At 66.4% G+C, this 23,238-nt stretch carries 19 protein-coding genes; 8 read left to right on the top strand and 11 right to left on the bottom strand.

Annotation, left to right across the window (positions count from 1 at the left end):
- Nucleotides 1–8: 8 nt before the first annotated feature.
- Nucleotides 9–2,069, top strand: coding sequence for a ferrous iron transport protein B (feoB, locus tag Mal64_RS10645; RefSeq protein WP_146399908.1), 2,061 nt, complete (start codon nucleotides 9–11; stop codon nucleotides 2,067–2,069).
- Between the two features lie 220 nt (nucleotides 2,070–2,289).
- A complete protein-coding gene (locus Mal64_RS10640) occupies nucleotides 2,290–3,285 on the top strand; it encodes a cupin-like domain-containing protein (protein WP_197525646.1) in 996 nt (331 codons plus the stop codon).
- A 5-nt stretch (nucleotides 3,286–3,290) separates the two neighbouring features.
- Here the strand turns inward: Mal64_RS10640 and Mal64_RS10635 are convergent, their stop codons facing one another.
- On the bottom strand, nucleotides 3,291–4,232 hold the full coding sequence (locus Mal64_RS10635) for a matrixin family metalloprotease (RefSeq protein WP_146399904.1): 942 nt from the start codon (nucleotides 4,230–4,232) through the stop codon (nucleotides 3,291–3,293).
- A gap of 576 nt (nucleotides 4,233–4,808) precedes the next feature.
- On the opposite strand from Mal64_RS10635, the gene Mal64_RS10630 reads away from it, so the two are divergent.
- Complete coding sequence (locus Mal64_RS10630) at nucleotides 4,809–5,651, top strand: universal stress protein (protein ID WP_146399902.1); 843 nt, start codon at nucleotides 4,809–4,811, stop codon at nucleotides 5,649–5,651.
- Between the two features lie 86 nt (nucleotides 5,652–5,737).
- Here Mal64_RS10630 and Mal64_RS10625 read toward each other — a convergent pair whose 3' ends face one another.
- Together Mal64_RS10625 and Mal64_RS10620 are read right to left on the bottom strand one after the other, a co-directional pair.
- A complete protein-coding gene (locus Mal64_RS10625) occupies nucleotides 5,738–7,429 on the bottom strand; it encodes an amidohydrolase (RefSeq protein WP_146399900.1) in 1,692 nt (563 codons plus the stop codon).
- Nucleotides 7,430–7,677: 248 nt separating this feature from the next.
- Nucleotides 7,678–9,621: an acyl-CoA dehydrogenase family protein gene (locus Mal64_RS10620; RefSeq protein WP_146399898.1), complete on the bottom strand. Its 1,944-nt coding sequence runs from the start codon at nucleotides 9,619–9,621 to the stop codon at nucleotides 7,678–7,680.
- A gap of 203 nt (nucleotides 9,622–9,824) precedes the next feature.
- Between Mal64_RS10620 and Mal64_RS10615 the strand changes: the two genes are divergently transcribed.
- The 3 genes from Mal64_RS10615 (at nucleotide 9,825) to Mal64_RS10605 (ending at nucleotide 13,294) form a co-directional block, all read left to right on the top strand.
- Entirely contained in the window at nucleotides 9,825–11,267 is a 1,443-nt protein-coding gene (locus Mal64_RS10615; RefSeq protein ID WP_197525645.1) for a TlpA family protein disulfide reductase, read from the top strand.
- Between the two features lie 50 nt (nucleotides 11,268–11,317).
- Entirely contained in the window at nucleotides 11,318–12,427 is a 1,110-nt protein-coding gene (locus tag Mal64_RS10610; RefSeq protein WP_146399894.1) for an aminopeptidase, read from the top strand.
- Between the two features lie 396 nt (nucleotides 12,428–12,823).
- Entirely contained in the window at nucleotides 12,824–13,294 is a 471-nt protein-coding gene (locus Mal64_RS10605) for a CBS domain-containing protein (protein ID WP_146399892.1), read from the top strand.
- Here the strand turns inward: Mal64_RS10605 and Mal64_RS10600 are convergent.
- Both Mal64_RS10600 and Mal64_RS10595 read right to left on the bottom strand, forming a co-directional pair.
- Complete coding sequence (locus Mal64_RS10600) at nucleotides 13,287–13,535, bottom strand: hypothetical protein (RefSeq protein ID WP_146399890.1); 249 nt, start codon at nucleotides 13,533–13,535, stop codon at nucleotides 13,287–13,289. The two genes, Mal64_RS10605 and Mal64_RS10600, sit on opposite strands and share 8 nt — an antisense overlap.
- 621 nt (nucleotides 13,536–14,156) lie before the next feature.
- Nucleotides 14,157–14,816 (bottom strand): hypothetical protein, encoded by a 660-nt coding sequence (locus Mal64_RS10595; protein ID WP_146399888.1) that lies wholly within the window; start codon nucleotides 14,814–14,816, stop codon nucleotides 14,157–14,159.
- Nucleotides 14,817–15,343: 527 nt separating this feature from the next.
- Between Mal64_RS10595 and thrS the strand changes: the two genes are divergently transcribed.
- A complete protein-coding gene (thrS, locus tag Mal64_RS10590; protein WP_146399886.1) occupies nucleotides 15,344–17,533 on the top strand; it encodes a threonine--tRNA ligase in 2,190 nt (729 codons plus the stop codon).
- A gap of 235 nt (nucleotides 17,534–17,768) precedes the next feature.
- Here the strand turns inward: thrS and Mal64_RS10585 are convergent, their stop codons facing one another.
- The 6 genes from Mal64_RS10585 to Mal64_RS10565 all read right to left on the bottom strand — a co-directional run bounded on the left by Mal64_RS10585 (nucleotide 17,769) and on the right by Mal64_RS10565 (nucleotide 22,089).
- Nucleotides 17,769–18,887 (bottom strand): alkaline phosphatase family protein, encoded by a 1,119-nt coding sequence (locus tag Mal64_RS10585; protein WP_197525644.1) that lies wholly within the window; start codon nucleotides 18,885–18,887, stop codon nucleotides 17,769–17,771.
- 146 nt (nucleotides 18,888–19,033) lie between these two features.
- The gene (locus Mal64_RS20280; protein ID WP_261342188.1) at nucleotides 19,034–19,165 is read right to left on the bottom strand and encodes a hypothetical protein; all 132 of its coding nucleotides are present in this window, start codon (nucleotides 19,163–19,165) and stop codon (nucleotides 19,034–19,036) included.
- Between the two features lie 7 nt (nucleotides 19,166–19,172).
- A complete protein-coding gene (locus tag Mal64_RS10580; protein ID WP_146399882.1) occupies nucleotides 19,173–19,547 on the bottom strand; it encodes a hypothetical protein in 375 nt (124 codons plus the stop codon).
- Nucleotides 19,548–19,705: 158 nt separating this feature from the next.
- Nucleotides 19,706–20,578: a ThuA domain-containing protein gene (locus Mal64_RS10575; protein ID WP_146399880.1), complete on the bottom strand. Its 873-nt coding sequence runs from the start codon at nucleotides 20,576–20,578 to the stop codon at nucleotides 19,706–19,708.
- Between the two features lie 168 nt (nucleotides 20,579–20,746).
- On the bottom strand, nucleotides 20,747–21,169 hold the full coding sequence (locus Mal64_RS10570; protein WP_146399878.1) for an RrF2 family transcriptional regulator: 423 nt from the start codon (nucleotides 21,167–21,169) through the stop codon (nucleotides 20,747–20,749).
- 119 nt (nucleotides 21,170–21,288) lie between these two features.
- Nucleotides 21,289–22,089, bottom strand: a complete 801-nt coding sequence (locus Mal64_RS10565) for a phosphoadenylyl-sulfate reductase (protein ID WP_146399876.1) — start codon at nucleotides 22,087–22,089, stop codon at nucleotides 21,289–21,291.
- A 284-nt stretch (nucleotides 22,090–22,373) separates the two neighbouring features.
- On the opposite strand from Mal64_RS10565, the gene Mal64_RS10560 reads away from it, so the two are divergent.
- A complete protein-coding gene (locus Mal64_RS10560; RefSeq protein ID WP_146399874.1) occupies nucleotides 22,374–23,150 on the top strand; it encodes a YbaN family protein in 777 nt (258 codons plus the stop codon).
- The last annotated feature ends 88 nt before the right edge of the window (nucleotides 23,151–23,238 follow it).

Below are 23,238 nucleotides of genomic sequence, written 5' to 3'. Positions count from 1 at the left end.
GCGTCAGCGTGAGTCGCGCCGAGACCGACGCCGAGCCCAATGGGCCTAGCGGGCTCCCGATCCTCCAGCCCGGCCCGCCAACCGGCGCCCAGCCGATGCCTTCGGTGGCGCTGGTGGGCAACCCGAACGCGGGCAAGACCTCGCTGTTCAACCGGCTCACCGGCATCCGGGCGCACACGGCCAACTTCCCCGGGACCACGGTCGAGCACCGCCGCGGCGTGGCGATGGTGGGCGACGCCGTCGCCCCGCGCTCGATCGAGCTGATCGACCTGCCGGGGCTCTACAGCCTCGACGCCGTCACGCCCGACGAGCAGGCCGCCCGGGCGATGCTGCTGGGTGAGCTTCCTGGCGAGCCGGCGCCCGAGGTGGTGGTCGTCGTGGTCGACGCCACGAACCTCGAGCGCAACCTCGTGATCGCCGGCGAGACGATCGAGCTCGGCCGGCCAACGATCGTGGCGCTCAACATGAGCGACCTGGCCGAGGGCCTTGGCCTGCGACTTAATCTCACCGAGTTGAGCGAGCGACTCGGCTGCCCCGTGGCGCCGGTCTCGGCCCGCACCGGCCGCGGGCTGGGCGAGCTGCGGGCAGCGCTCGCGGCGCTGGTGGAGCACCGCGAACCGCCGCGGATCGACCCGGCGTTGGCGGCCTGCTCGTCGTGCAGCGCGTGCCCGGTCGGCTCGGCCGAGCGGCTCTCGCCGCGGTTCGAGTGGGCCAGCACGGTCCGCCAGGCGGCGGTGGAGAACGCCCGCGTTGCGTCGCACGAATGGACCGACCGGTTGGACCGCGTGCTCGCCCACCCGGTGTGGGGCGTCGGCGTGTTCGCGCTGGTGATGCTCGCCACGTTCATGCTGATCTTCTCGTTCGCCTCGACCCCGATGGACCTGATCGACGGCCTGTTCGGTTGGGCCGGCGACACGGTGGGCCCGCTGCTCCCCGAGGGGTTGCTGCGCAGCTTGGTGGTCGACGGCGTGATCGCCGGTGTGGGGGGCGTGCTGATCTTCCTGCCGCAGATCTGCCTCTTGTTCTTCACGATCGCGCTGCTCGAGCAATCGGGCTACCTGGCGCGTGCGGCGTTTGTGACCGACCGTTGGATGCAGAAGGTCGGCTTGCCGGGCAAGGCGTTCGTGCCGATGCTCTCGGCCCACGCCTGCGCGATACCGGCCATCATGGCGACGCGCGTCATCGAGGACCGACGCGACCGTTTGGTCACCATCCTGATCGCCCCGCTGATGAGCTGCTCGGCGCGGTTGCCGGTCTACGTGATGGTCGTGGCGATGCTGTTCCCCGACGACCCGCTGAAGGCCGCCCTGCTGTTCGCCGGCGCCTACCTGCTCGGCATCACCGCCGCGCTGGTGATGGCGTTCCTTTTTAAACGCACGATCCTGCCGGGCGAATCGAAGCCGCTGCTCATCGAGCTGCCGAACTACCGCACGCCGTCGCTGGTGAACGCTGCGATCTTGACGCTCGACCGCGCTTGGGTGTTCGTCAAGAACGCCGGCACAGTGATCTTGGTGATCTCGCTCGTGCTGTGGGCGCTGGCCACGTTCCCCCGGACCGACCGTGCCGATTTGCCCGGGGCGACCCAGCAGCGGATCGCTGCGTTCGAGGCCGCAGGCGACCAGCAGGGGGCTGATGCCCTGCTGCAGCAGGCGCAGCTGGAGCATTCGTTCGTCGGCCGCATCGGCCAGACGGTGCAGCCGGTGTTCGCCCCGTTGGGCTACGACTGGAAGATCTCGGTGGGCGTGATGACGTCGTTCGCCGCCCGCGAGGTGGTGGTCTCGACGCTCTCGATTCTCTATGGCCTGGGCGAAGAATCGGAGGAGGGTTCGCTCGTCGGCGCTCTGCAGGCGTCGCGCGATGATGATGGCGAGCCCGTCTTCACCACCGCCACCTGCCTGAGCCTGCTGGTTTTCTTTGTGCTGGCGATGCAGTGTCTGCCGACCCAGGCCGTCACGAAGCGCGAGACCGGTTCGTGGGGATGGGCCCTGCTGCAGCTCGGCTACATGACCGTGCTGGCGTACGTGGCGGCTCTCGTGACGTACCAAACCGTGTCGCTCTTCGGCGCGTGACAGCGCCCGCACAATCGCTACAGCACGCGCGACTGCGCCGACGTTGTCCCCTTAGCCGATGACTCACGGTCGTCGGACCGCTGCGATTGCGATTTCCGTCGCGCATTCCGGCGACCGTGGGTCGTCGGCTGGGGTCGCTCGCTTCGTTCAGCCGGGTCGTGGGCTAGAGTTTTCCGTAGCACGGGAATCCATTGCACGCCCCACTCGAAGGCCCCCTCACGTGACCGCTCAACTGCTCGACAACTGGACCTCGCAAGACTTCGGCGCCTTGGAACGTGGGGTGCTCGTCGCCCGCCACCGGCTGGCCGAGACCGGCCTGTTTACCGACGAGGCGCTCGCACGGCTGATCGACTCGCACCCGGCCGACCGGCTGAGCGTCAACACGATGGGCTTCGACCCGGAGCACTTCGACTGGCGCGAGGGCTCGCGCGGCGACGTCTCGGGCGAGGTGCTCGTTGATCTCGTGCGTCGCGGCCACCTGTGGGTCAACATCCGCGGCCTGCTCGACAACCAGCCCGAGTACGCCACGCTGATCAACACGCTCTACGACGAGCTGGAGATCGGTTCGCCCGGCTTCACGGCCCGCGACCGCTCGGCGAACCTGCTGCTCTCGTCGCCCACGGCCTGGGTGCCGTTCCACTTGGACCTGCCGGTCAACATGCTGTGGCACATCCGCGGCAAGAAGCGCGTTTGGGTCTACCCGCCGTTCGACACGCGTTTCGCCTCGCCGATCGTCATGGAGCGGATCGCCGTGGGCGAGTTCTCCGAGGAGGCGCCGTACGACCCGTCGTTCGACCAATACGCCCTCACCTACGACGCCGAGCCGGGCCAGCTGATCACCTGGCCGCAGCTCACGCCGCACCGGGTGAGCAACCTCGAGGGGCTCAACGTGAGCCTGTCGACCGAGCACAAGAACCCCCAGGCGAAGCGCCGGCTCAACGTGCTGGAGGCCAACCACTGGCTGCGCCGCAACTGCGGCCTTAACCCCGCGCAGGACTGGAGCATCGCCAGCGCTGCGGGCCCCGCGGCCCGCGCGAAGGAACTGCTGGCGCGCGGGGTGCGGTTTTATCGCAGCAAGACCGGCGTCGCGAAGGAGCGGTTTGCCTACCCCAAGACGTTCGTCGTCGACCCCAGTACGGAGCACGGCTTCCGCTTGCTCGAGGGGATGGAGGAGAAGGTCGTGGCGCCGCACGAGGAACTCGAGGCGATCAGCTAGAGCGATCAGCGCCCACGCACCACGCCGCTGAGCGGCCGCAACGCGCGGGGGCTCGGCCGGTAGCCGAACACCTCGGCTGCCGCCAGCACGTCGTCGGCCGGGGCGCCGAAGATCGCTTGCAGCAGGATGTCTTCGCCGTAGATTGTGCGGATGCCGTCGACGTCGTCTGGCAGCAGGAACGCGCTGCCGAGCCCGTTGTAGCGGCCCGCGTAGAAGGGGTTCATCACCGCCTGGACGCCGCCGGGGGGCGAGGGCTCGTGCCCCAGGCCGAGCGCGTGGCCGATCTCGTGCACGCAGACCTCGAGAAAGTCGAAACCGCTGGGGTCGTCGCCGAGCACCCAGCTGTCGGCCGAGTCGAAGTGCAGGTCGCCCGCCAGGCCGTCGCGTGCTGAGTAGGGGAAGTAGGCGTGGGCTAGCGTGGCGCCGGGCGTGTCGATCGGGTGGTGCCCAAACCTCAGGTTCGGCCGCCTCCAGGCGAAGTACGACCGGTCGAATTGCCGCACGGGCGGCCCTCGGTCGTCGACTTCTTGGAAAGTCACCACCGTTTGCTCGGCCCACAGCCCCAAGGCCTCCTCGACCGCCGCGCGGATCTGCGATTCGGACATCGAGTCGGAGAACTCACCGTCGAGCAAGTTGCTGTAGCTGTAGGTGAGCGTGATCGGCGTCCCGGGCGCGACTTGCGGCCATTTCCATTCGGGGTTCTGCACAACGAAGGTGTTGTTGTGGCTGCGGGGCGGGACGTAGCCGGGGGCGTACATCGTGCAGGAGTAGCCCCCGCCATCGAGCCTCGCAACGCACGCGCCGTGCGCCGCCTCGGAGCACGCTATCGGCGCCTCGCGCTGCGCGCAGTTAGTTGGGCAACACTCTGGCGCGGAGTGACGCACGCCCCATGTCAAAGCCCCGATTGATAGCGCCACGCCGGCCAATAGGAGGAAGGGGAAACGCATAGTCGTAGGCTCCTGATTGAATGAGCGACTTGCGTGTGCGCTCAGAGGTTAGCCACAGTAACCATCCCCCGAGCGAGGGTCAAACTGCCCGGCGTCAATTCGCCGAAAGGTTATTGCGGTTGGCGTGGCCACCGAATGGGGATGTTCTCCAGAAGCGTCTTTTCCTCGCGGCGCCAAGCGAAGATAAACTTGCTCACTCTAGAGCGGTTTTCGAGTTGGTGTGGACGAGCGGGGAAGCGATTGGCGGCGTGGCGAGGAAGCCGAAGCAGGCAATGCGGTGCATTGTCGATGCAGGCTGACGTAGCCATGACGCCGATCGCGAGCCGAGCGTCTACACCAATGAGCAAACCGCTCTAGCGTCCTTGCCCCTAGGCGATACCCTTAAATCGCCGCTGCGGCGTGTTGTCGCAGCGGCTGTTTTAAGTGGTCTTTGGGGCCCCCGCCGCCGTATAATTGATGTAGAGACAGGCGTCCGATGCTCGTCGCGATAAGCGGCGTCGCAGCGCTCCTTCAGGCGGCACGGGCGGCGTTTGTCATTTTCTTCTCCTCTGCGACGCCTTCGAAAGGAGGCCCGAGATGATCGGTCGCATCTTATTGGGGATCGGCGGGACCGATTGCGCCGAGTCCTCGATTCACACGGCGGTTGACCTCGCCCGCCGCCACGACGCCGAGCTTACCGGCGTCACCTTGTTGGGCGTGAAGCAGTTGATGAATGTCGGCCCCGTTCCGATCGGCGCCGGCGGATTTGCCGCCGACCTGCGCGAGCACCGCTTGCAGGAGGCCCGCGAGCGGGCCGAGGAGGGTGTCGAGCAGTTTGCCGATGCGTGCCAGGAGGCGAAGGTCCGCTTCTCGGTGCTGCGTGAAGAGCGTGACGAGGCGTTCAACTACCTCGTCTCGCAGTCGCGCTACCACGACCTCGTGGTGCTGGGACTGCACGGGGCGTTCGAGCTCGGCATGCCGGGCGAGCCTCATTACGACCCGAGCGTGGTGCTGATGAAGCTCATCACCGGGGGCGTGCGTCCCTTGCTAGCCGTGGGCCCCGAGGTCCGCGACTACCACCGGGCGATGATCGCCTACAGCGGGTCGGTCGCTTCGGCCAAGACGATGAAGCGGTTCGTGCAGATGCGCCCGTGGGGCGACATGCGGGTGCGGATCGTCGCCTTTGGCCACGACGCCGAGCGGCGCCGGAGCCACCTGCAGCACGCGGCCGAGTACTGCCGCGCGAACGGCTTGGAGCCGGAGACGCACCACCACGACGGACCGGCCAAGGGTGGGTTGCTCGAGGCGGCGGACGACTGGGGCGCCGACCTGATCGTCATGGGCAACAGCGCCCGCAACCTGCTGGTGCGTCGCGTGCTGGGCGACACGATGCTCGACACGGTGCAGCGATCGCCGCTGCCGCTGTTCCTGGGGCAGTGAGGCGTGCCGTGAGTGATAGAGAGTTCGCAGCCCCGACCCTGCTGGTCGGGGCTGCTTTTATGAAGGCAAAGCACCCGCCCCGGGAGTCAGGGCCCTGACGCGGCCGCCGGCGATTCATAAACCACACGGCCGCCAACCACCGTGCAGCGGACCCGTGCGTCGGCGATGGTTTCTTGTGGGGCCGTGAACAGGTCGCGGTCGACGATCACCACGTCGGCCAGCAGCCCCGGCTTCAGGGCGCCTTTCTCCTGCTCGGCGAACTCGGCGTACGCCGCTTCGGTGGTGTAGCCTCGCAGCGCCTCGCCGACAGAGATCTTCTGCGCGGGGAACCAGCCGCCGGGGTTCTTGTCGTCGAGCGTCCGGCGGGTGACGGCGGCATAAACCCCCTCGAGCGGCGTGGGCGGCGCGACGGGCCAGTCGCTCCCGAGCGCCACTCGCGCGCCAGCGTCGATCAAACCGCGGAACGCGTACGTGGTTTCGCAACGCGTCGCGCCGATCAGCGGCAGGGCCCAGCGGCCGTCGTCGATGCAGTGGTAGGGCTGCATGCTGGCGATGACGCCCAGTTCGGCGAATCGCGGCAAGTCCTCCGCGGCGATATGCTGGGCGTGCTCGATGCGGAAGCGGCGGTCGCGGGGACCGTTCGCCCTCGCCACGCGCTCGAAAACGTCGAGTTGCAAGCGGATCGCCCGGTCGCCGATCGCGTGGACCGCCACCTGCAGCCCCGCCGCATCGGCGCCACGGGTCCAGGCGTCGAGGTCCTGCGGCGAATTGACCAGCAGGCCTCGGTCGGTCGGCTTGTCGTCGTAAGGCTCGAGGAAAGCCGCCGTGTGCGAGCCGAGCGACCCGTCGACGAAGCCCTTCAGCGCCCCGGCCCGAAGCCACTCGTCGCCGGCCCCGTGACGCTCGATCTCCTCCGCCAGCCGACGCCACTGCGAGAGCTGGGTGGCGGCGTGCACACGCAGCCGCAGCCGGCCGGCCGTGTGCGCCGCGCGCAATAACCGGAGGTCGTTCAGCGAACCGACGTGGTAAACGGATGTGACGCCCCGGGCGAACAGGTAGTCGGTTGCGGCGTCGAGCGCTTCGAGACGCTCGGTGTCCGAAGCGGGCGGCGCCGCGTGGCCGACGAGCGCCATCGCGTTGTCGCGCAGCAAGCCTGTCGGGCGGCCGCGCTCGTCGCGTTCGATCGCGCCCCCCGGGGGCGCGACGGCCGACTCGTCGAAGCCGGCCGCCTTGAACGCCGCCGTATTGGCCAACGCCATGTGCCCGTCGAGCCGGCCGATCCATACCGGGTTGTCGGGCGTGACGGCGTCGATCCAGTCACGCGTGGGGAGGTCGCCGCCCCACAAGGTGTGGTCCCAATCGCCGCCTTGGATCCACTGCCCCGGAGTTCTACCAGCGGCGACGTTGCGCAGCCGGCGGACGAACTCTTCTTTGGTCGCGGCGTCGCGCAGCTGCACTTGCGACAGGCTCATCCCGCCGGAGAGGAGGTGGATGTGCGAGTCGAACCACCCCGGCGTCACCAGCCCGCCAGTGGCGTCGACAACGCGCGCCCCAGCAGGCGCCCGCGGCTGCGCCTCATCAAGGTCGCCGACGAAGGCGATCTTGTCGCCGACCGTCAGCAGCGCTTCGGCCCAGGGCCGGTCGGGGTCGGCGGTCCAGACCCGGCCGCCGGTGATGAGCAGCGACTCCGGGTCCCGCGTCTCGGAAGCGGCGGAAGCCGGCGCCAGCAGGGCGCATGCCAGAGAGAGAGACGCGCCCCACCAGTGTGACCAAGCCATGTCCGACGCCCCTTGGTTAGAAACCTGTTACCGGGGGCATCTTAACCGCGCCGCCAAGCCGTTTCAGCCTGCCGACCGTCGCGTGCGGTTAATTTTAGAGCGGTTTCGAATTGGTGTGGACGAGGGGGGAAGCGATTGGCGGCGTGGCGAGGAAGCCGAAGCAGGCAATGCGGTGCATTGTCGATGCAGGCTGACGAAGCCATGACGCCGATCGCGAGCCGAGCGTCTACACCAATGAGCAAACCGCTCTAATACTTCATCAAGATCGGCGCCGGGTCGATCTGCTCCAAGCCCGGGAAGGGCGCCTCGCCTGCGGCGGCGGCCTCGGCGATCTCGGCCCCCAGGGCCGTCACCTGCTTGAAGTAACGGTTCGAGGGCCGCTTGCCTGTGAGCCGCCGCTTGAGCCCAGAGCAGAGCACCTCGGCCGCCGTGCGGACCCGCTCGTCCGGCTGCGCGGCGGCGTGGGTCGTGACCGCGAGCATCGTGATCAAGTCCTGGCAGCGCGTGCTCAGCTCCGACATCTTGCACTGACGGTCGGCCAGCGACAGCTGGAACTTCTGCATCACGCCGCTGATCTCCAGCGCCATGTCTTGCAGGTGGTCGCAGGCGTAGTTGGCGTGGCGCCTGAGGGCGTCGGGCATCTTGGGGAGCTCCGGCGCCGCGTTCCAAACCAGCCGCCGGGCGATCTGCCACTTCAGGTAAGGCGCCGCCACACGCGAGAGCACCATGGCGTGCGCCGGGTTCATCGGGTTCGGCTTCTTGATCCCCGCCGCGGCGAGCGCCTTGCCGATCGGCTCGAAGTACGTCTTGCCGTGGTCTTTGACCAGCGACTTGAAGAACGCCATGCCGAGCATCTCCCCCTCGCCCTCATAGATACAGGGGGCCAGGTAATCGTGCACGTTGTCGCCGAACGTGTGGCCGTGCAAGAACGACCGCCCGCCGTGCGTTTTCATGTACAGCTCGATCGACGCGTGCTTGAGCGCCTCGGAGCCGTAGATCTTGGCGATGATGCACTCCATCTCGCCGCGGTAGCCACGGTCGAGCAGCCCAGCGCACCAGCCGACCAAGGCGTCGGCCCCAACGATCAGCCCCGCCATCTCACCGATGCGGCGCTGCACCAGCTCGCGGTGGGCGATCGGCTCGCTGTAGGTCACCCGGAACTCGCCCCACGGCAGCATGCCGGCGAGCAGCTGACGCATCGTGCCGGCGGCGTTGGCGCACAGCGACACGCGGCCAAGATTCAGGCCGTGGTAGGCGATCGTCAGCCCGTCGCCGCGCGCCGGCCGCAGCAGGCTTTCCTTCGGGACGCGGAAGTTGTTGAAGACGATGCCGCGGTTGTGCAGGTGCGACAGCGCGTACAGGCCGTACTTTTTGAGTTGGAAGTGCTCGTTCTCCTCGGCCGGCAGCTCGGCGATCAAGACCGACGGCTTGCCCTCGACCAAGCAGACCAGCCCGATCGTGCGCCCAGGCGTGATGTTCGAGATGAACAGCTTCTCGCCATTCACCACATAGTCGTCGCCGTCGAGCACCGCGGTGGTGCGCAGCGCGGTGAGGTCGCTTCCCGCGCACGGCTCGGTGAGCGCGAAGGCGCTCAAGCGCTCGCCGCTCGCCAGCCCGGGCAAGAACTTCTGTTTTTGGGCCGTGTCGCCGAAGGCGTTCACCGGATCGACCGCGCCGATGCAGCCGTGGATCGAGGCGAGCCCCGCCACCGTGCCGTCGATCGTGGCCATCTCGCCCAGGAAGGCGGCAAAGCTGGAGAAGGGCGCCCCGGCGCCGCCGTACTCGCGATCCACAAGCAAGCCCCAGTAGCCCGCCACGCCGAGTTCGCCAAATACCTCGTCCGAGACCTTGCCCTCGCCGTCGAACAGCGTGCCGGCCGCCTTGTGGCGGCGCACGATCGCCAGCGAGGCGTCCATCACCTTGCGCACCTCGGGGGGCGTCTCGGTCTTGGGCGTGCGGAACTCGTCGACCGGCACGCCGCGGTCCCACACCGCCCGGTGCGCCGGGCTGCGCACGGTCTGGTACTGCGGCGCGAAGAGCGCCTCGACCTGGTCGTCGGCCGTGTCGATCACCCCGGTGCGACGCGCCTCGTCGTCGCTCTTGCCGCCGAGCTTGAGCGCCGTCTCGGCGAACGAAACGCCCTCGTCAGCGGGAGAGGCGGCGTCTGGGTCGTGTGCTGAATCGGTCGACATCCGGTCTCCTTAGATTTCACCCTTGAATCGATGCGCCGCCCGGCGGAACGACGCAATTCAATTATAGGCCTTTCGGGGGCGGGCGGCTTGATTGAACGGGCGCCAAGGGGGCTCTATCATCTATACGGATGAAACATCCAATCGGCTCTTCTCTCACTGCCATTTAGGATGGTGAAGGCATGCGGTATCTGATCTTTCTAACGATGGCGACGGTGCTAACGCCCCTCGATCCCGCGATCGGCCAGGAGCCCCAGACGAGGCTATTCGACCCCGCGGCGGCCGCCATTGCTCCGCCCCCCGACACGCCGCTGCCGCGATACCGTTTCGAGGTGGGCGACGAGCTGGTCTACGTGAAGAGCCCCATCATCAGCCTGCTCGAGGGCGTCGAACCGAGCCTCAATACGTCTGAGAACCGCGTCTACGTGGCCTCTCAAAACGCGGACGGGAGCAGCCGGTTGCTGATCCGTCAGATTATTCGGTTCCGATCCCCGGCCGACGAGGAGGGCGAGCCGCCGCGGGTTCGGTTTGAGAACGACTTCCTCGGCTACTGCGACATGCGGTCCGACGGCTCGTTCGCGCTGAACCATACCCTGGGGGGGAATACTGCGTACAGAACACGTCCCGACGTGATCTTCCCGCCCTTGCCGAAGACTCGTGAGCGGTTCGCCAACGGCTGGGCGGTCGAGTTGGCGATCGAGGGCCACCGTTACAGCGGGCGCGTCACCGGTATCGACGGCGACCGGGTCGCGATGACAGGTCCCGTCGAGTATCCGCTCGACGCCAACTACGAGACCGAGCGCACCCATCAAGTTGTGTTCGACGCCGAGCGGGGGCTGGCGGTCGAGATCGCCTCCGACGCCGTGGGGCGCCAGAATCGTTATGCCTCGCACACCCAATGGCGGTACGAGTTGGTCTGCGTGGAACGCCGCTCGCCGGAGTGGCTGAAGGAGTTCAGCCAAGAGGCGGATCGTTACTTCGAAGCCGATCGTTTGTTTTGGGACGCGATTACCCAAGTCAACCGGATCGACTCGCGCGAAGAATTCGAGGGACTCAGCCGCTCCGTGACCGAACCGCTCGAAGCCCTCTTGCGTGACGCGGATACCCCCGAGATGCGTGAGCTGACCACGGCCCGCTTGGCGCTCTGGAAACGGGAGAAAGAATTCTTGATCGACGACGTCGAAGAACGCCAAGCGATCCTCGCGTTGCCTCCCGCCAATTGGGAGACCACCGACTTTCAGGGCGCTGCACACAGCCGGTCGGACTACGCCGGCCGCGTCGTGCTGCTCGATTTCTGGAACCGCGGTTGCAGCCACTGTATTCTGGCGATGCCGAAAATCGAAGAGCTCCACCGCCGATATGCGGACCGCGGTGTCGTCGTTTTGGGCGTCAACCAAGACGTCCACGACGAGGACGCCCGGTTTGTGATCGATTCGCAGAAGATCCCTTATCCTACGCTGCGCAATAACCGGACCGACGGCGAGGGCCAAACGATTTCGGCCGAGTTCAAGATCCACTCTTTTCCCATGTTTCTGCTGCTCGATCAATCGGGAAGGGTCGCCGCGCTGGTCTCAGGAAATCACGATAACCTCGTCGAGGTGCTGGCAGAGAAAATCGAGCGCTTGCTCGAAAATCCCCCCAGCGAGTAGCCTGAGTGGAACACCCACGCGATTGCTTTCCTTCACCCAGGCCCCACTCCATGACCGACCCCCGCATCCAACGCCTCGCCGAGGTGCTTCTCGACCACAGTTGCGAACTGAAGGCCGGCGAGCACGTGCTGATCGAGGGCTTCGACCTCGACGACCCGAGCCTCATCTGCGCCCTGGTCGAGGGCGCCGCCGAGCGGGGCGCCCTGCCGGTGGCTGAGCTCAAGTCGATGCGCGTGCAGCGCTCCGTATTCCGCTCCGCCACCGAGGCGAGCATGAAGCTCTGCGGCGACATCGAGCTGGCACGCATGCAGCAGATGCAGGCCTACATCGGCGTGCGCGGCGCCGCCAACAGCAGCGAGCTGGCCGACGTGCCCCACGACCGCATGGACCTGTACCAAGAGCACTGGCTGCGCAAGGTGAACGACCACCGCGTGCCGAAGACCAAATGGGTCGTGCTGCGTTGGCCGAACGACGCGTTCGCCCAGGCGGCGTCGATGAGCACCGAGGCGTTCGAGGATTTTTACTTCGACGTCTGCACGGCCGACTACGCCGCGATGCGCGAGGCGCAGAAGCCGCTCGTGGCCCGCATGGAGGCGACCGATCGGGTGCGGCTCGTCGCCCCGGGTACCGACCTGGAGTTCTCGATCAAAGACATCCCCGTGATCCCGTGCAGCGGCGAACGCAACATCCCCGACGGCGAGGTCTTCACCGCCCCGGTGCGTGACAGCATCAACGGCGTGATCCAGTACAACACCTCCAGCCGCTACCAGGGCGCCGTCTTCAGCGACATTCGCTTCACGTTCAAGGACGGCAAGATCGTCGAGGCGACCTCGAACGACACGCCGCGCCTCAACGCGATCTTGGACTCGGACGAGGGCGCTCGGTACTGCGGCGAGTGGGCCGTGGGCGTCAACAACCGTGTGCGTCACCCGATGCTCGACACGCTGTTCGACGAGAAGATCGGCGGCAGCTTCCACCTCACGCCCGGCCAAGCGTACGAGGAGGCCGACAACGGCAACCGCAGCCGCATCCATTGGGACCTCGTGCTGATCCAGCGCGAGGATTACGGCGGCGGCGAGATGTGGTTCGATGGCGAACTCATCCGCAAGGACGGCCGCTTCTTGCCGGACGACTTGCAAGGCCTGAACGAAGGGCTTTGATCCCCCTCGGCGATGCGCCCAGAGCGGTTGCTTCACGGAGCCGAAGAGCCGCCAACGCTTACCGAGTTTCGAACGTGGCGCGCAAGATAGTCTGTGCCAAGCGTCACGAACTCAGTCGCGATGCGCTTTAAGCTAGAGGCGGCCCGCGCAAATTACCCGAGAAACCGAGTCTTAAATGGCGATAGCATGCGTCGAGTTTGCTTTGTGAAAGATGGCACGAGCCTTTGACTTTCTGACGCGCTGCGGCAAGTTCGCAGGCGCGCCTCCGCGTTACTCGCGTTACACTTGAATACGTTCAAGCCGCGGGCGATCGGCGGTAGCCTCGGGTTTGTTCCCCCCTCGTCTTCTTAGGCGTGCGGGTCTTTTCTCAAAAAGCAAACGCGGAGGTTCCCGGTGATGCAGTCGATCACAGCGCGCGATTTCATGGTCAAGAAGCTCGTGACCCTTCGTCCCGAGATGGATGTCTTCCAAGCGATTGATCTGCTCCTGAAGAACCGCATCTCCGGCGCCCCGGTGTGTGGCGATCGCGGCCAGTACCTCGGCATCTTCTCCGAGCACTGCAGCATGCACGTGCTCTTGGACGCGGCGTACGAGCAGCTGCCGGCGACCAATGTCGGCTCGTTCATGGACGCCGACGCCGAGACCATCAAGCCTGACACGCAGCTGCTCTCGGTGGCTCAGGTCTTTCTGCTCACCAACCGGCGGCGTCTGCCGGTGGTCGACGAGCAGGGTCAGCTCCTCGGCCAGGTCAGCCGCCGCGACGTGCTCGCCGCCGCGATGAAGGGCATCAAGAGCCAGCCGGTCCGCACCCCTTCGCTGCTGTACCTCAGCGCATTGATCGAACGCAACAACTCGCCCATCAGCTGAGCGATTGCTGGCGGAACCTTGCGAAGAGCGCCGCTGCGGCGCCGGCTGCGGCGAATTGCAGAAGCGGCCGATCCACCGCGGTGGCGATCGCGAACAGGCCGCGTCGCACGACCAGGTCGGTCGGTGGATCGCCCGCTGTCGTCATCCATTGCAGTGCGTCGCCCACCCCGAGAGCGACCGTAGCCAGCACGCCCAGGCACGCGAAGCCGAGCCCGACCCGCCACGCCACGCTAGATCGCACTACCGCTAGCCGTAGCGTTTTTTTCGCCATATCGACGTCGAATCAAACCGCCACACACGCTACGCATCCGTGCGATTCGCACTAGCCGGGACAAACGTCGCCGCCAGGCATGCCATCGGCGTCAGCAGAACCAGCCAAAAGGCGTGGACCGAAACCAACGCTTCGATCGGGGGCCCACAGCCCCAGGCGCCGCAGATGCCGTGGCCCCACGAGCCGTAGCGGCCAATCAACAACGTGCCCAGCAGGCACGCCCCCCAGCCGAAGGCCAGGGCTGCCGAGCGCCCGATGCGTGAGGGAGTTCTCCCTGCGGCCGAACCATCGGCAGGGCCCTCAGACACTGGCGGCCGCGACTCCTGCGTGCGCGATCGATCGAATTGGCTCGTCTCGCATCCACGCCATTGTAGCGCGCTTCGCCGTCGGTCGCGGTGAAACGACGCACAGCTCCCGCTTGGACGACCTGCTCCTATTCGCCCTCTCACGCTCGAACGCCATCCGCCAGCAGGCCCCGTTGTCGGTGAATCGGTTCTCACGCGTGGCCACCCAGCTAAAACCGCAGGCGCAAAAAAAGAGCGGCGCCCGCATGGGCGCCGCTCTTTTGGGAGCAGTCAGAAGCGATCGGGCTCAGCCGAGGCGGAACCGCATGGCGGCGGCGCCGGCGAACAGGGCGGCCAAGGCGCCCAGCGCGGCGGTGGTCGGCTCGGGGACGAGCTCGCCCTCGATCTCGCCGGTCCCACGCGAAGTGAAGCCGGTGATGTACGTGCCGTCGTCGGTCAGCGAGCCGGCGTCGAGACGGGTCGAGAACGAGACCGCAACCGGATCGCCAAGCATGGCGCCACTGGGGAGCTGTTGCGAGTCAATCGTGGCGATCGAGCCGCCGAACGCGAAGCGGATCGTGCCAGAGAGGTCGACATAGGTCACGGCGACCGAGTCGAGGTCGAGCGAGACGTGATCGCCGCTCGGCAGGTTGAGCATGAGAGAGCCGCCCACGGCGCTGTTAACCGTGCCGCCGCCGACGGGGATGTTCGTCACTCCGGGGATCGCCAGCTCGAGGCTGATTGCGTCGGCGGGCGTTTGGAGGGGAGAGCCGCCAAAATCGACGCTGTCTTCTTTCAGACTAACGGTCGTGAGCGGATCGGCGCCAACTGCCGAATCAACGATGGAAGAGCCATCGTAGGTGAGATTGAGGCCAGTGAACTGGATCTCGATGGTCCCAGCTAGTGTGGGCGCACAAAAAATGGCCATCGCAAGAGCGAAGGAGCCAATCAGGGTGTTCAGCTTCATTAGACTGCCCTTAAGAAAAGCGTGTGCTTGATGCAAATATGTCCGGGAGCATTTCTAGCAGCTGTTCGAGCACGGGCGGCGCGTTTCTGGCGGACTGCTTTCCACCACATTCGCTTTGCGCAGCTGATGTGCCCTTGTGGGTATATGATGCAGCGGCGCTACGAGCCGTACAAGACTTTTTCCAGAGAAAATCCTCGAATTGAGACTTTCCTCCCAGTCGCCAATCTCTTCCTATCTTGCCATGGTCGACATTTCAGGGTGGCGACCGAAGCAGGCTGCTGTGTTGGCCGGGGCGGCAAGCCGCATATTTCGGGCCGGTGTTGAGGCGCTCTTAGCCCTAAGCCGGTACTTGCCCGCGGGTTGCGGCGTTCGCGCCCCGCAGGGAACCCCTTATACTCCTGGCTTGTCTGGCTGCTGAGCCTGCTCGGCGGGGCCATGTCCTTCGGATTGGCCCTCGATTCTGGCTGCGGGCTGCCTGCATCCTGCTTATTTCCTTGCCGCGAAGACCGACCGAAACGACCCGCCCGATGCTCACGGTGAAGCTCCCTGATGGGAATCAGAAAACATTCGACCAGCCCGTCACCTGCCTGGAGATCGCCGAGGCGATCGGCCCCGGGCTGGCCAAGGCGGCCATCGCGGCCGAAGTCGACGGCGTGGCCCGCGACTTGAGCCACCAGCTCGCCGCCGAGGGCGAGGCGGCGGTCCGCTTCCTGACAAAGCGTGACGACGAGGCGCTCGCGATCATGCGCCACAGCTGCGCCCACGTGATGGCCCAGGCCGTGATGCGGCTGCACCCCGGCGTTCAGCTGGCGTTCGGCCCGACCACCGGCGCCGGGTTTTATTACGACATGCGGCTGAAGGAGCCGATCTCCGAAGACGACTTCCCCAAGATCGAGGCCGAGATGGCCCGCATCGTCAAAGAGAACCTCGCCTTCGAGCGGCTCGAGAAGCCCAAGGCCGACGCGATCGCCCTCTGCGAGGAGCTCGAGCAGCAGTTCAAGGTGGAGCACCTCGGCACGGGCCTCGGCGACGAGGAAGAGGTCTCTTTCTACCGCCAGGGCGAGTTCATCGACCTCTGCCGCGGCGTGCATGTACCGACCACCGCTTCGATCGGCAAAGGTTTCAAGCTGCTCTCGATCGCCGGCGCCTACTGGAAGGGCGACGCGAAGCGCGAGCAGCTGCAGCGGCTCTACGCCACGGCGTTCTTCGACAAGAAGGAGCTCAAGGCGCACCTCGCCCAGATCGAAGAGGCCAAGAAGCGCGACCACCGCACGCTCGGCCGCCAACACGAGCTGTTCGCCATCGACCAGAAGGTCGGCTCGGGGCTGATCCTGTGGCTGCCCAAGGGCGCCGTGATCCGGCAGACCTTGGAGGACTACCTGAAGGTCGAACTCCGCCGCCGCGGCTACGAGGCGGTTTACACGCCCAACGTTGGCCGCGTGGAGTTGTACGAGACCTCGGGCCACTTCCCCTACTACCGCGAGTCGCAGTTCCCGGTGCTTTGCGAGCACGAGGCGGGGCAGCTCATCGACGCGTTGGTCGATCGCCTGCGCGAGGGGGGAGAGGCGTCGCTCACCGACCAGGAAGAGGCGCAGCTCATCGCCGCCGCCAAGACGCTCGGCTTCGACGGCGACTACGACCCCGCGGCCAGCGCCGAAGAGCGCGCCGCGGCGCTCGACCATTGGGCCCATCAGCACGAGCGCTACCTGCTCAAGCCGATGAACTGCCCGCACCACATCATGATCTACCAGTCGAAGCCGCGCAGCTACCGCGAGCTGCCGGTCCGGCTGGCCGAGTTCGGCACCGTCTACCGCTACGAGCAGTCGGGCGAGCTGAGCGGCATGACCCGCGTGCGCGGCTTCTGCCAGGACGACGCCCACATCTTCTGCACCCCCGACCAGGTGGCCGACGAGTTCCGCGCTTGCCTCGAGATGACCCAGGGCGTGCTCCAGTCGCTCGGCATGGACAACTACCGCGTGCGGCTCGGCTTCCGCGACCCGGACGGCACAAAGTACGTCGGCGGCGCCGAGGTGTGGGACAAGGCCGAGGCCGAGCTCAAAGCGGTGTGCGACTCGATGGACCTGCCCGACGTGTCGATCGAGCCGGGCGAGGCGGCGTTCTACGGGCCGAAGGCCGACTTCGTTGTCACGGACTGCATCGGCCGCGAGTGGCAGCTCGGCACGGTGCAGCTCGACTACAACCTGCCCAGTGAATCACGCTTCGCGCTGGAATACACCGGCCGCGACAACCAGCCGCACCGGCCGGTGATGATCCACCGGGCGCCGCTCGGCTCGATGGAGCGTTTTATCGGCGTGCTGATCGAGCACTTCGCCGCGGCCTTCCCGCTGTGGCTGGCGCCGGAGCAGGTGCGTGTGCTCACCGTCAGCGAGAAGTCCGAAGAGTACGGCCGCGAGGTGCTCGCTCGCCTCAAGGCCGAGGGCCTGCGGGCGGAGGGCGACTTCAAGGGCTCGAAGCTCGGCGCCAAGATCCGCGAGGGCCAGCTCGAACTGATCCCCTACATGCTCGTGGTCGGCGAGAAGGACCGCGACGAGGGCACCGTCACGGTGCGCGACCGCATCGAGGGCGACCTCGGCGCGAGCCCCTTGGACGAGGCGATCGCCAAGCTCCAAGCGGAGATCGCCGACAAGACGGTCCGCCAGGTGGCCGAGGGCGCTACGGTCGACCTGGGCGGCAAGGCCGAGGCGAACGAGTACTGAGTTGCTAGGCGCTAGGCAATAGCTGTCGGCGCCGAAGCCCCAACTAGCGCCTAGCGACGGCTAACTAGCAACTCCGCCGACTAGCAACGCCGCCCGCGCGGCCAAATTTTTTTTTAAGAGCGTTCGCGGCGCGACTCTCGAAATAAGTTGCGCCCGTTTTCTCAAGAAGGTCGTCCGATAACGCAGCGGGTCGGCTTGGAGTGTCGGTCTCAGCCGGTTGGCTGATCGGCCGGACTTACTGACGGCGTCGCGTGGGGGGCCGGCGCGTCGCGCCGAGCCCCGCGGCGACGATCAGCAGGCCGATCGAGGCCGGCTCGGGGATGGCGAGGCGGAGCTCTTGGGACGCGTTGATCAGTGATCCGGGAATCGGGCCGAGGCCGAGCAGCGAGAGCGCCAGGTTGGCGCCGTCGCCGTTGCGGATCGGTTGTCCGATCGCGTCGTAGCCGGGGTGGGCTTCTAGGGGGTCGACGCGCGTGAGGTCGTTCATGGCGTACAGGTCGCCGCGGCCGACCCCCGCGCCCCAGGCGTAGAACGGCGTCCGGTAGTTGGTCACCTTGGTTAAGTCGCTGTGGCTATTGCCCGTGCCGCCGTGGTCGGCGCTGAGCACGATCGTGGTCACGCCGTTCAGCACGGGGTCGTTCTCGATCAGGTCGAACAACTCGCCGAGGTAGCCATCCACCCAGACGACCGACTCGTTCCAGCCATCGGACCCCCACCCGTACTGGTGCCCGGCGTGGTCGGGGTAGTCGTAATGCACGAAGGTGTAGTTGAAACGGTTGTCTCCCAGTTCGTCCAGAAGCTGGCGTTGCATCGTCAAGATGTTGTTGTGGCCGCCGTAGGTGTCGATCTTGTCTCGACCGTTGGCGTGGTCGGCGCCGTTGGTTTCGTCGTAGCTCTGGTCGTAGATGACAAACTTGTGCTTCGACACGAAGAGGGCGGTCGAGAGCCCCGCGTCGTGGGCCATGTCGAACGTGCTCGCCTTGTAATACTCTGGTGTGGTGTGGTTGTGCAGCGTGAGGGTCGGCGGCGGCGGGCCGGCGTTCACGTCCCAGCCGTGTTCGGTCTGGCTCGGCATGCCGGGCGGACGCGACACCGGTCTGCCGGTGAGCATGGTGGTGTGATTCGGCAGCGTGGTGGCGTCGGTGGCGTCGGTGCGGGCGTTGTTGGTCCAAGCCCCTTCCGACTGGAACCGCTGGAAGTTGGGGGCGTCGCCTCGGTCGATCAGCGTCTGGAGCAGGTCGGGTCGCAGGCCGTCGACGCTGATCTGGATGACGTGATCGGCCGCACCGGCCCACGCCACCGCATTCACAACAGGGAGTGCAAACGTGGCGCACAGCAAGAGTCGGCGGAGCAACAAAGAGAACTCACGGCTGAAGAAGAGAGCAACGGCCTGAGGCCGGAAACGCCATTATGCCGCCCGGCGACGGCGGTAGCAAACAATCCCGCGGCGGGCGCTGTCGTGCGTCTCGGAGGCAATCAAAGAGACCGCAGCCCGCGGCGTCACTCGGCCTCCCAGCGTTCGAGGACCCGGTCGAAGCGATCGGCCTGTTGCTCCCATTTGTCGAGGATCGCCTCGTAGCGGGTGGACAACTCGTCTTGGCCGCGCGAGCCCCTCTTGGGTTTTTCGTTCAAAAAAGATTCACACCGCGTCGCTTGCCAGCCGCAGCGCGTCTTGCAGGTGCTGCTGCAGGCGGTCGAACTCGCGGCGGTCGCCGCCGCGATCGGGGTGGGCGTGTTTGACGCGTTGTCGGTAGGCGGCGTACACCTCTTCACGCGTTACGGGCTCGGTGAGGCCGAATTCCCGGAGACACTCGGGCCGGTCCCGCAGGGCCCAGTAAGGGGTCGCGCCCATGTAGCCGCTCACGACGACCAATGCGTGCTTGAGCGAACGGAGGTACGCCCGGTAGTCGAGCACGGCGAACACGTAGCCGGCCGCCGGCAGGCCGATCAGCACTGCCGCCAGGTACAGTATCGCGGTCGAGTCGACGGCGTCGGGCCAAGGTTCGGGCGTCATGCAGCGATTCTAGCCGCATGGCAACGGTGCAAGCCAGCCGTGAGATAAGAATAGCGGGCGTAACGATGTGGCAGGGGGCTCCGAACGCGATCACGCGCCGCGAGCCGACTCGGCTGAAAACCCGCTATCGGCGTCGGAGACGCCTCCCACAGCTTGATTCAGCCGCCAGCGCCCGCCGCGGCGGTCTCGGCTTTTTCTTGTTCGCGGGCCGAGAGCTCCGGGTTGGGCGTGGCGTCCGCGTCGACACGGCCCAGCAGCCACTCGACGCCGCCGATGAGCGAGTCTTGGTACGTGGGGTTCGACAGCACGTCTTCGCGGTGGCCGAGGCTCATGTGCATCACCCGGCCCTCGCCGTAGTTCTTGACCCACAAGACCGGCACGTGGCGTGGGCGTTTCAGCTCGGTCGCCGCCATGTCGAGGCTCATCAGCACCCGCACCTTCTCGGGCTGCCAGTTCTTGAACTGGTAGATCTCGTCGGTGATGACGAACGACTTGCCCGCCGCGGCCCACGGCGCCGTGGCGGGGTGATCCTCGTGAACGCGTATTGAGACCGTCGCCTCGGAGGTCCAGGGGTGGCCGTCGAACGTGCCGCCGATCATGTCCCAGTACGGCTCGTACTCGCCGTAGGTGTCGGCCGCGCAGTGGATGCCCAGGAACCCGTGTCCCTGCTCGGCGAGCCACTCGTTGAGGAACCACTCGCGGGTTTCGACCGGGATCGGCAGCTCGCCGGTGGTGTAGAAAGCGACCACGTCGTAGTTCTCGAGCAACTCGGGCTTGAAGTCGGTGGCCACGTCTTGTGTGCAATCGACCCGGAACAGGCCGCTGCGGACACCGATCTCTTTCATCACACGCTCGGCGTGGGAGAGAGGGTTCGGCCCACGATTGACCGTGCTGTGAACAAAGCCCGTGCTCTGCGTGACGAACAGCACCCGCGCGGTTGGTTCGGCGTCGGCCGCCAAGCAGCAGGAAGCCGTGTGGGCTACAGCCGTGAAACCGACGGAGTAAAGCAGAGCCGCAAGAAAGAGTCGCATCGCCCGGGAGCCCCTGGGGTGATCGGAAGTGACGAGACCCCCAGCATACCAGACCGGCAAAGCGGCTTCCCCCGATTCGAGACCGTTTCAAACGCGAGGCCGGGGACGCGTAGTCGCGTGCAGCGGCTTATCGCGTGCGGTGTCGCGGCTCCGTTAAACGCGGCTCCGTTAGATGTACCACATTGCCTCGGCTTGCGAGCCGCAGCGCTCGGCCAGCTCGGCCAGAGTAACGCCGCGGAGGCAGGCGCGTTGGGCCCGCTGGGCCTCGGCGCAGAGCGAGCCGAGTTGCTCGGCCAGCGGCGTCGGCTCGGGCAGGTTGCTGCGGGCGTCGCCCTGGTCTTGCAACGCCTCGTAAACGTCGCCGACGGTAATCTCCGCCGGGTCACGCGCCAACCGGTAGCCGCCCGACGCCCCGCGGGTGCTGACGACGAACCCCAGCCGCTTGAGCTCCTGCAAGATCTGAACGAGGAACCCTTCGGGGATCCTGCCCTCCTCCGCGAGCCGCCGCAGCGGCGCCGGCCGCGCGCTGCCGTGCTCGGCCGCAAGCTGCAGCAGCGCGAGACAGGCGTACTCGGTCTTGGCGGAAAGCATGGGGAGAGTAGATAGGTGGTAGAAAGGAGAAAGGAGAAAGGAGAAAGGGGAGCAAGCTGGTGAGCCGGCAGGGTAGGGGGAGCCGGAATCTCCTGCTCGCCTTTCTCCCCACGCCTGCTCTAAATCCCGCTGCCGTCTTGCTCGGTGTGCAGGCCGCACTCGGTCTTGCCCGTGCCGGCCCAGCGGCCGTCGCGCTCGTCGCCATCGGCGCCCGCCTTCTGCGTGCAGGGCCAGCAGCCGATGCTCGGGTAGCCTTGGTCGTGCAGCGGGTTGTAGGGGACATCTTCTTTGATGATCCGCGACCACACCTTGTTCTTGGTCGAGGCCGCCAGCGGGGCGATCTTCACCAGGCCGAACTTCTTGTCCCAGCCGACGATCGGCGTATTGGCGCGAGTGGGCCCCTGGTCACGGCGCAAGCCAACGATCCAAGCCCGCCGCCCCTCGGCGGCTTTTTGCAACACGCGGATCTTGCGGTCGAAGCAGCACTGGGTGGGATTCGTCTTGTAGAGCGGCCCGTCGTGCAGCGCCTCGTACTCGGGGACCGACAGCTCTGGCTTGAGCAGGTCGACCTCGACGCCGTACTTCTCAGCGAACCGGTCCCTGAGGTCCAAGGTCTGTTGGAACTGGTAGCCGGTCTCGAGATTGAACACGTAGGTGTCGGGCGCCTGCTGCGGGAGCATCGACAGCAGCAAGCAGCCCTCCGGGCCGAAGGCGGTGCCCATCGCGAGCTGCGGGGCGTAAGTCTCGTGGGCCCAGCGCATGATCTCCTCAGGCGTCGAGCCCTCGAGGCTCGCGCTGGCGGCGGCCAACTCGTCCAAGAATTCTTGCGACGGCGGCGCCGCCCGGTCCGTGACGGCCGGGGGGGCTGAATCGCCATGGGCCGCGTTGTGGAGCGTTCGGTGGTTGAGGGCGGTGCTCATCGGATTTGGGCTGACTCAGGTCGTCGGGGTGGCTGCTAACGAAAGGATGGCCTTAAAGGCCCGGGGAATACGCCCTCTACGGACCGAATGTTAACTATGTTTGTCAACTTTGTCAATTATCGGCCTTTTGAGCCGATTACATCAGTTGTTCCCGCTAGGCGGGAGACTGCGCTGCCGCAGGACGTTAAGTTGGCCAAAGGACGCCGAGTGTGGGAACTGCTCGATCGTTTAGCGACCACCCACGCCGATCCCTAGAGGAGCCCTCCACGGGGCCTAGCGTGGTAATGGACCCCCACCCCTCGACACCCCCGCAGGCTTCGGCCAGCAACCCGAGCCCCGAGCGGATGACGGCGATCTCGACCAAATCGACCAACGCCACCCTCTCTGCCAAGCGTTTCACGCAGCCGCCACCCGCCGCGCCCGCTCCGTTGGGCGCCGAGTCGAACCCCCAGCAAAGGCTGGAATATGTGCAGTGGATGCTCTCGGACGAGCAGCTGCGCAGCGTGGAAATCGACACTCGCAGCGGCGGCGTGCGGGTCCGCAGTCACAGCGAGCCCAGCCGGTCGGTCGCCTTCGACGCCGACAGGCTGATACCGGCGCCGTCTGAGGACCCGCCGGAGGTCCTTTGCTGGACCGATCCGAAGACCGGCATGGAGCAGTATTTCCGAGCGCCGGAGATGGCGGTCGGCTGGCGCAGGTGGCTCTATTTGGCGGGCGCCGCCGTCACGTTCGTGCTCGCCATGATCGGCGTGGTGATGCCGGGCTTGCCGACGACCCCGTTCCTGTTGCTCACCAGTTACTGCCTGCTGCGTTCGTCGCGCGAGCTTCACGAGACACTCCTCAGGAGCCGCACGTTCGGCGGCCTGTTGCGCGACTGGCGGCTTTATCGGGCGGTGCGGCGGGGCGTGAAGACCAAGTCGCTCGTCACGATGCTGCTGGTGGTTGGCGCGTCGGTCGTGCTGATGGCGCTGGCCGGCTTGCCTGCCCGGGCGTTCTACGGCGTGGTGGGCGGCTCGATGATCGGGGTCTGCTTTATCCTGCGGCTGCGCGTGATCCGCTGAGCGGCCGCGGCTCTCGGCAAGATTCACTTGCGGGCGCCGCGAGGTTACGATGCAGCGGGCCGGGCGCTCCGCCTGCGGCCATGCTTCT

Origin of the sequence: Pseudobythopirellula maris (genome assembly GCF_007859945.1) — a bacterium.
Taxonomy (GTDB): domain Bacteria; phylum Planctomycetota; class Planctomycetia; order Pirellulales; family Lacipirellulaceae; genus Pseudobythopirellula; species Pseudobythopirellula maris.
The sequence above is the reverse complement of the archived record's forward strand: the minus strand, read 5'-3'. Positions and strand labels throughout refer to the sequence as shown.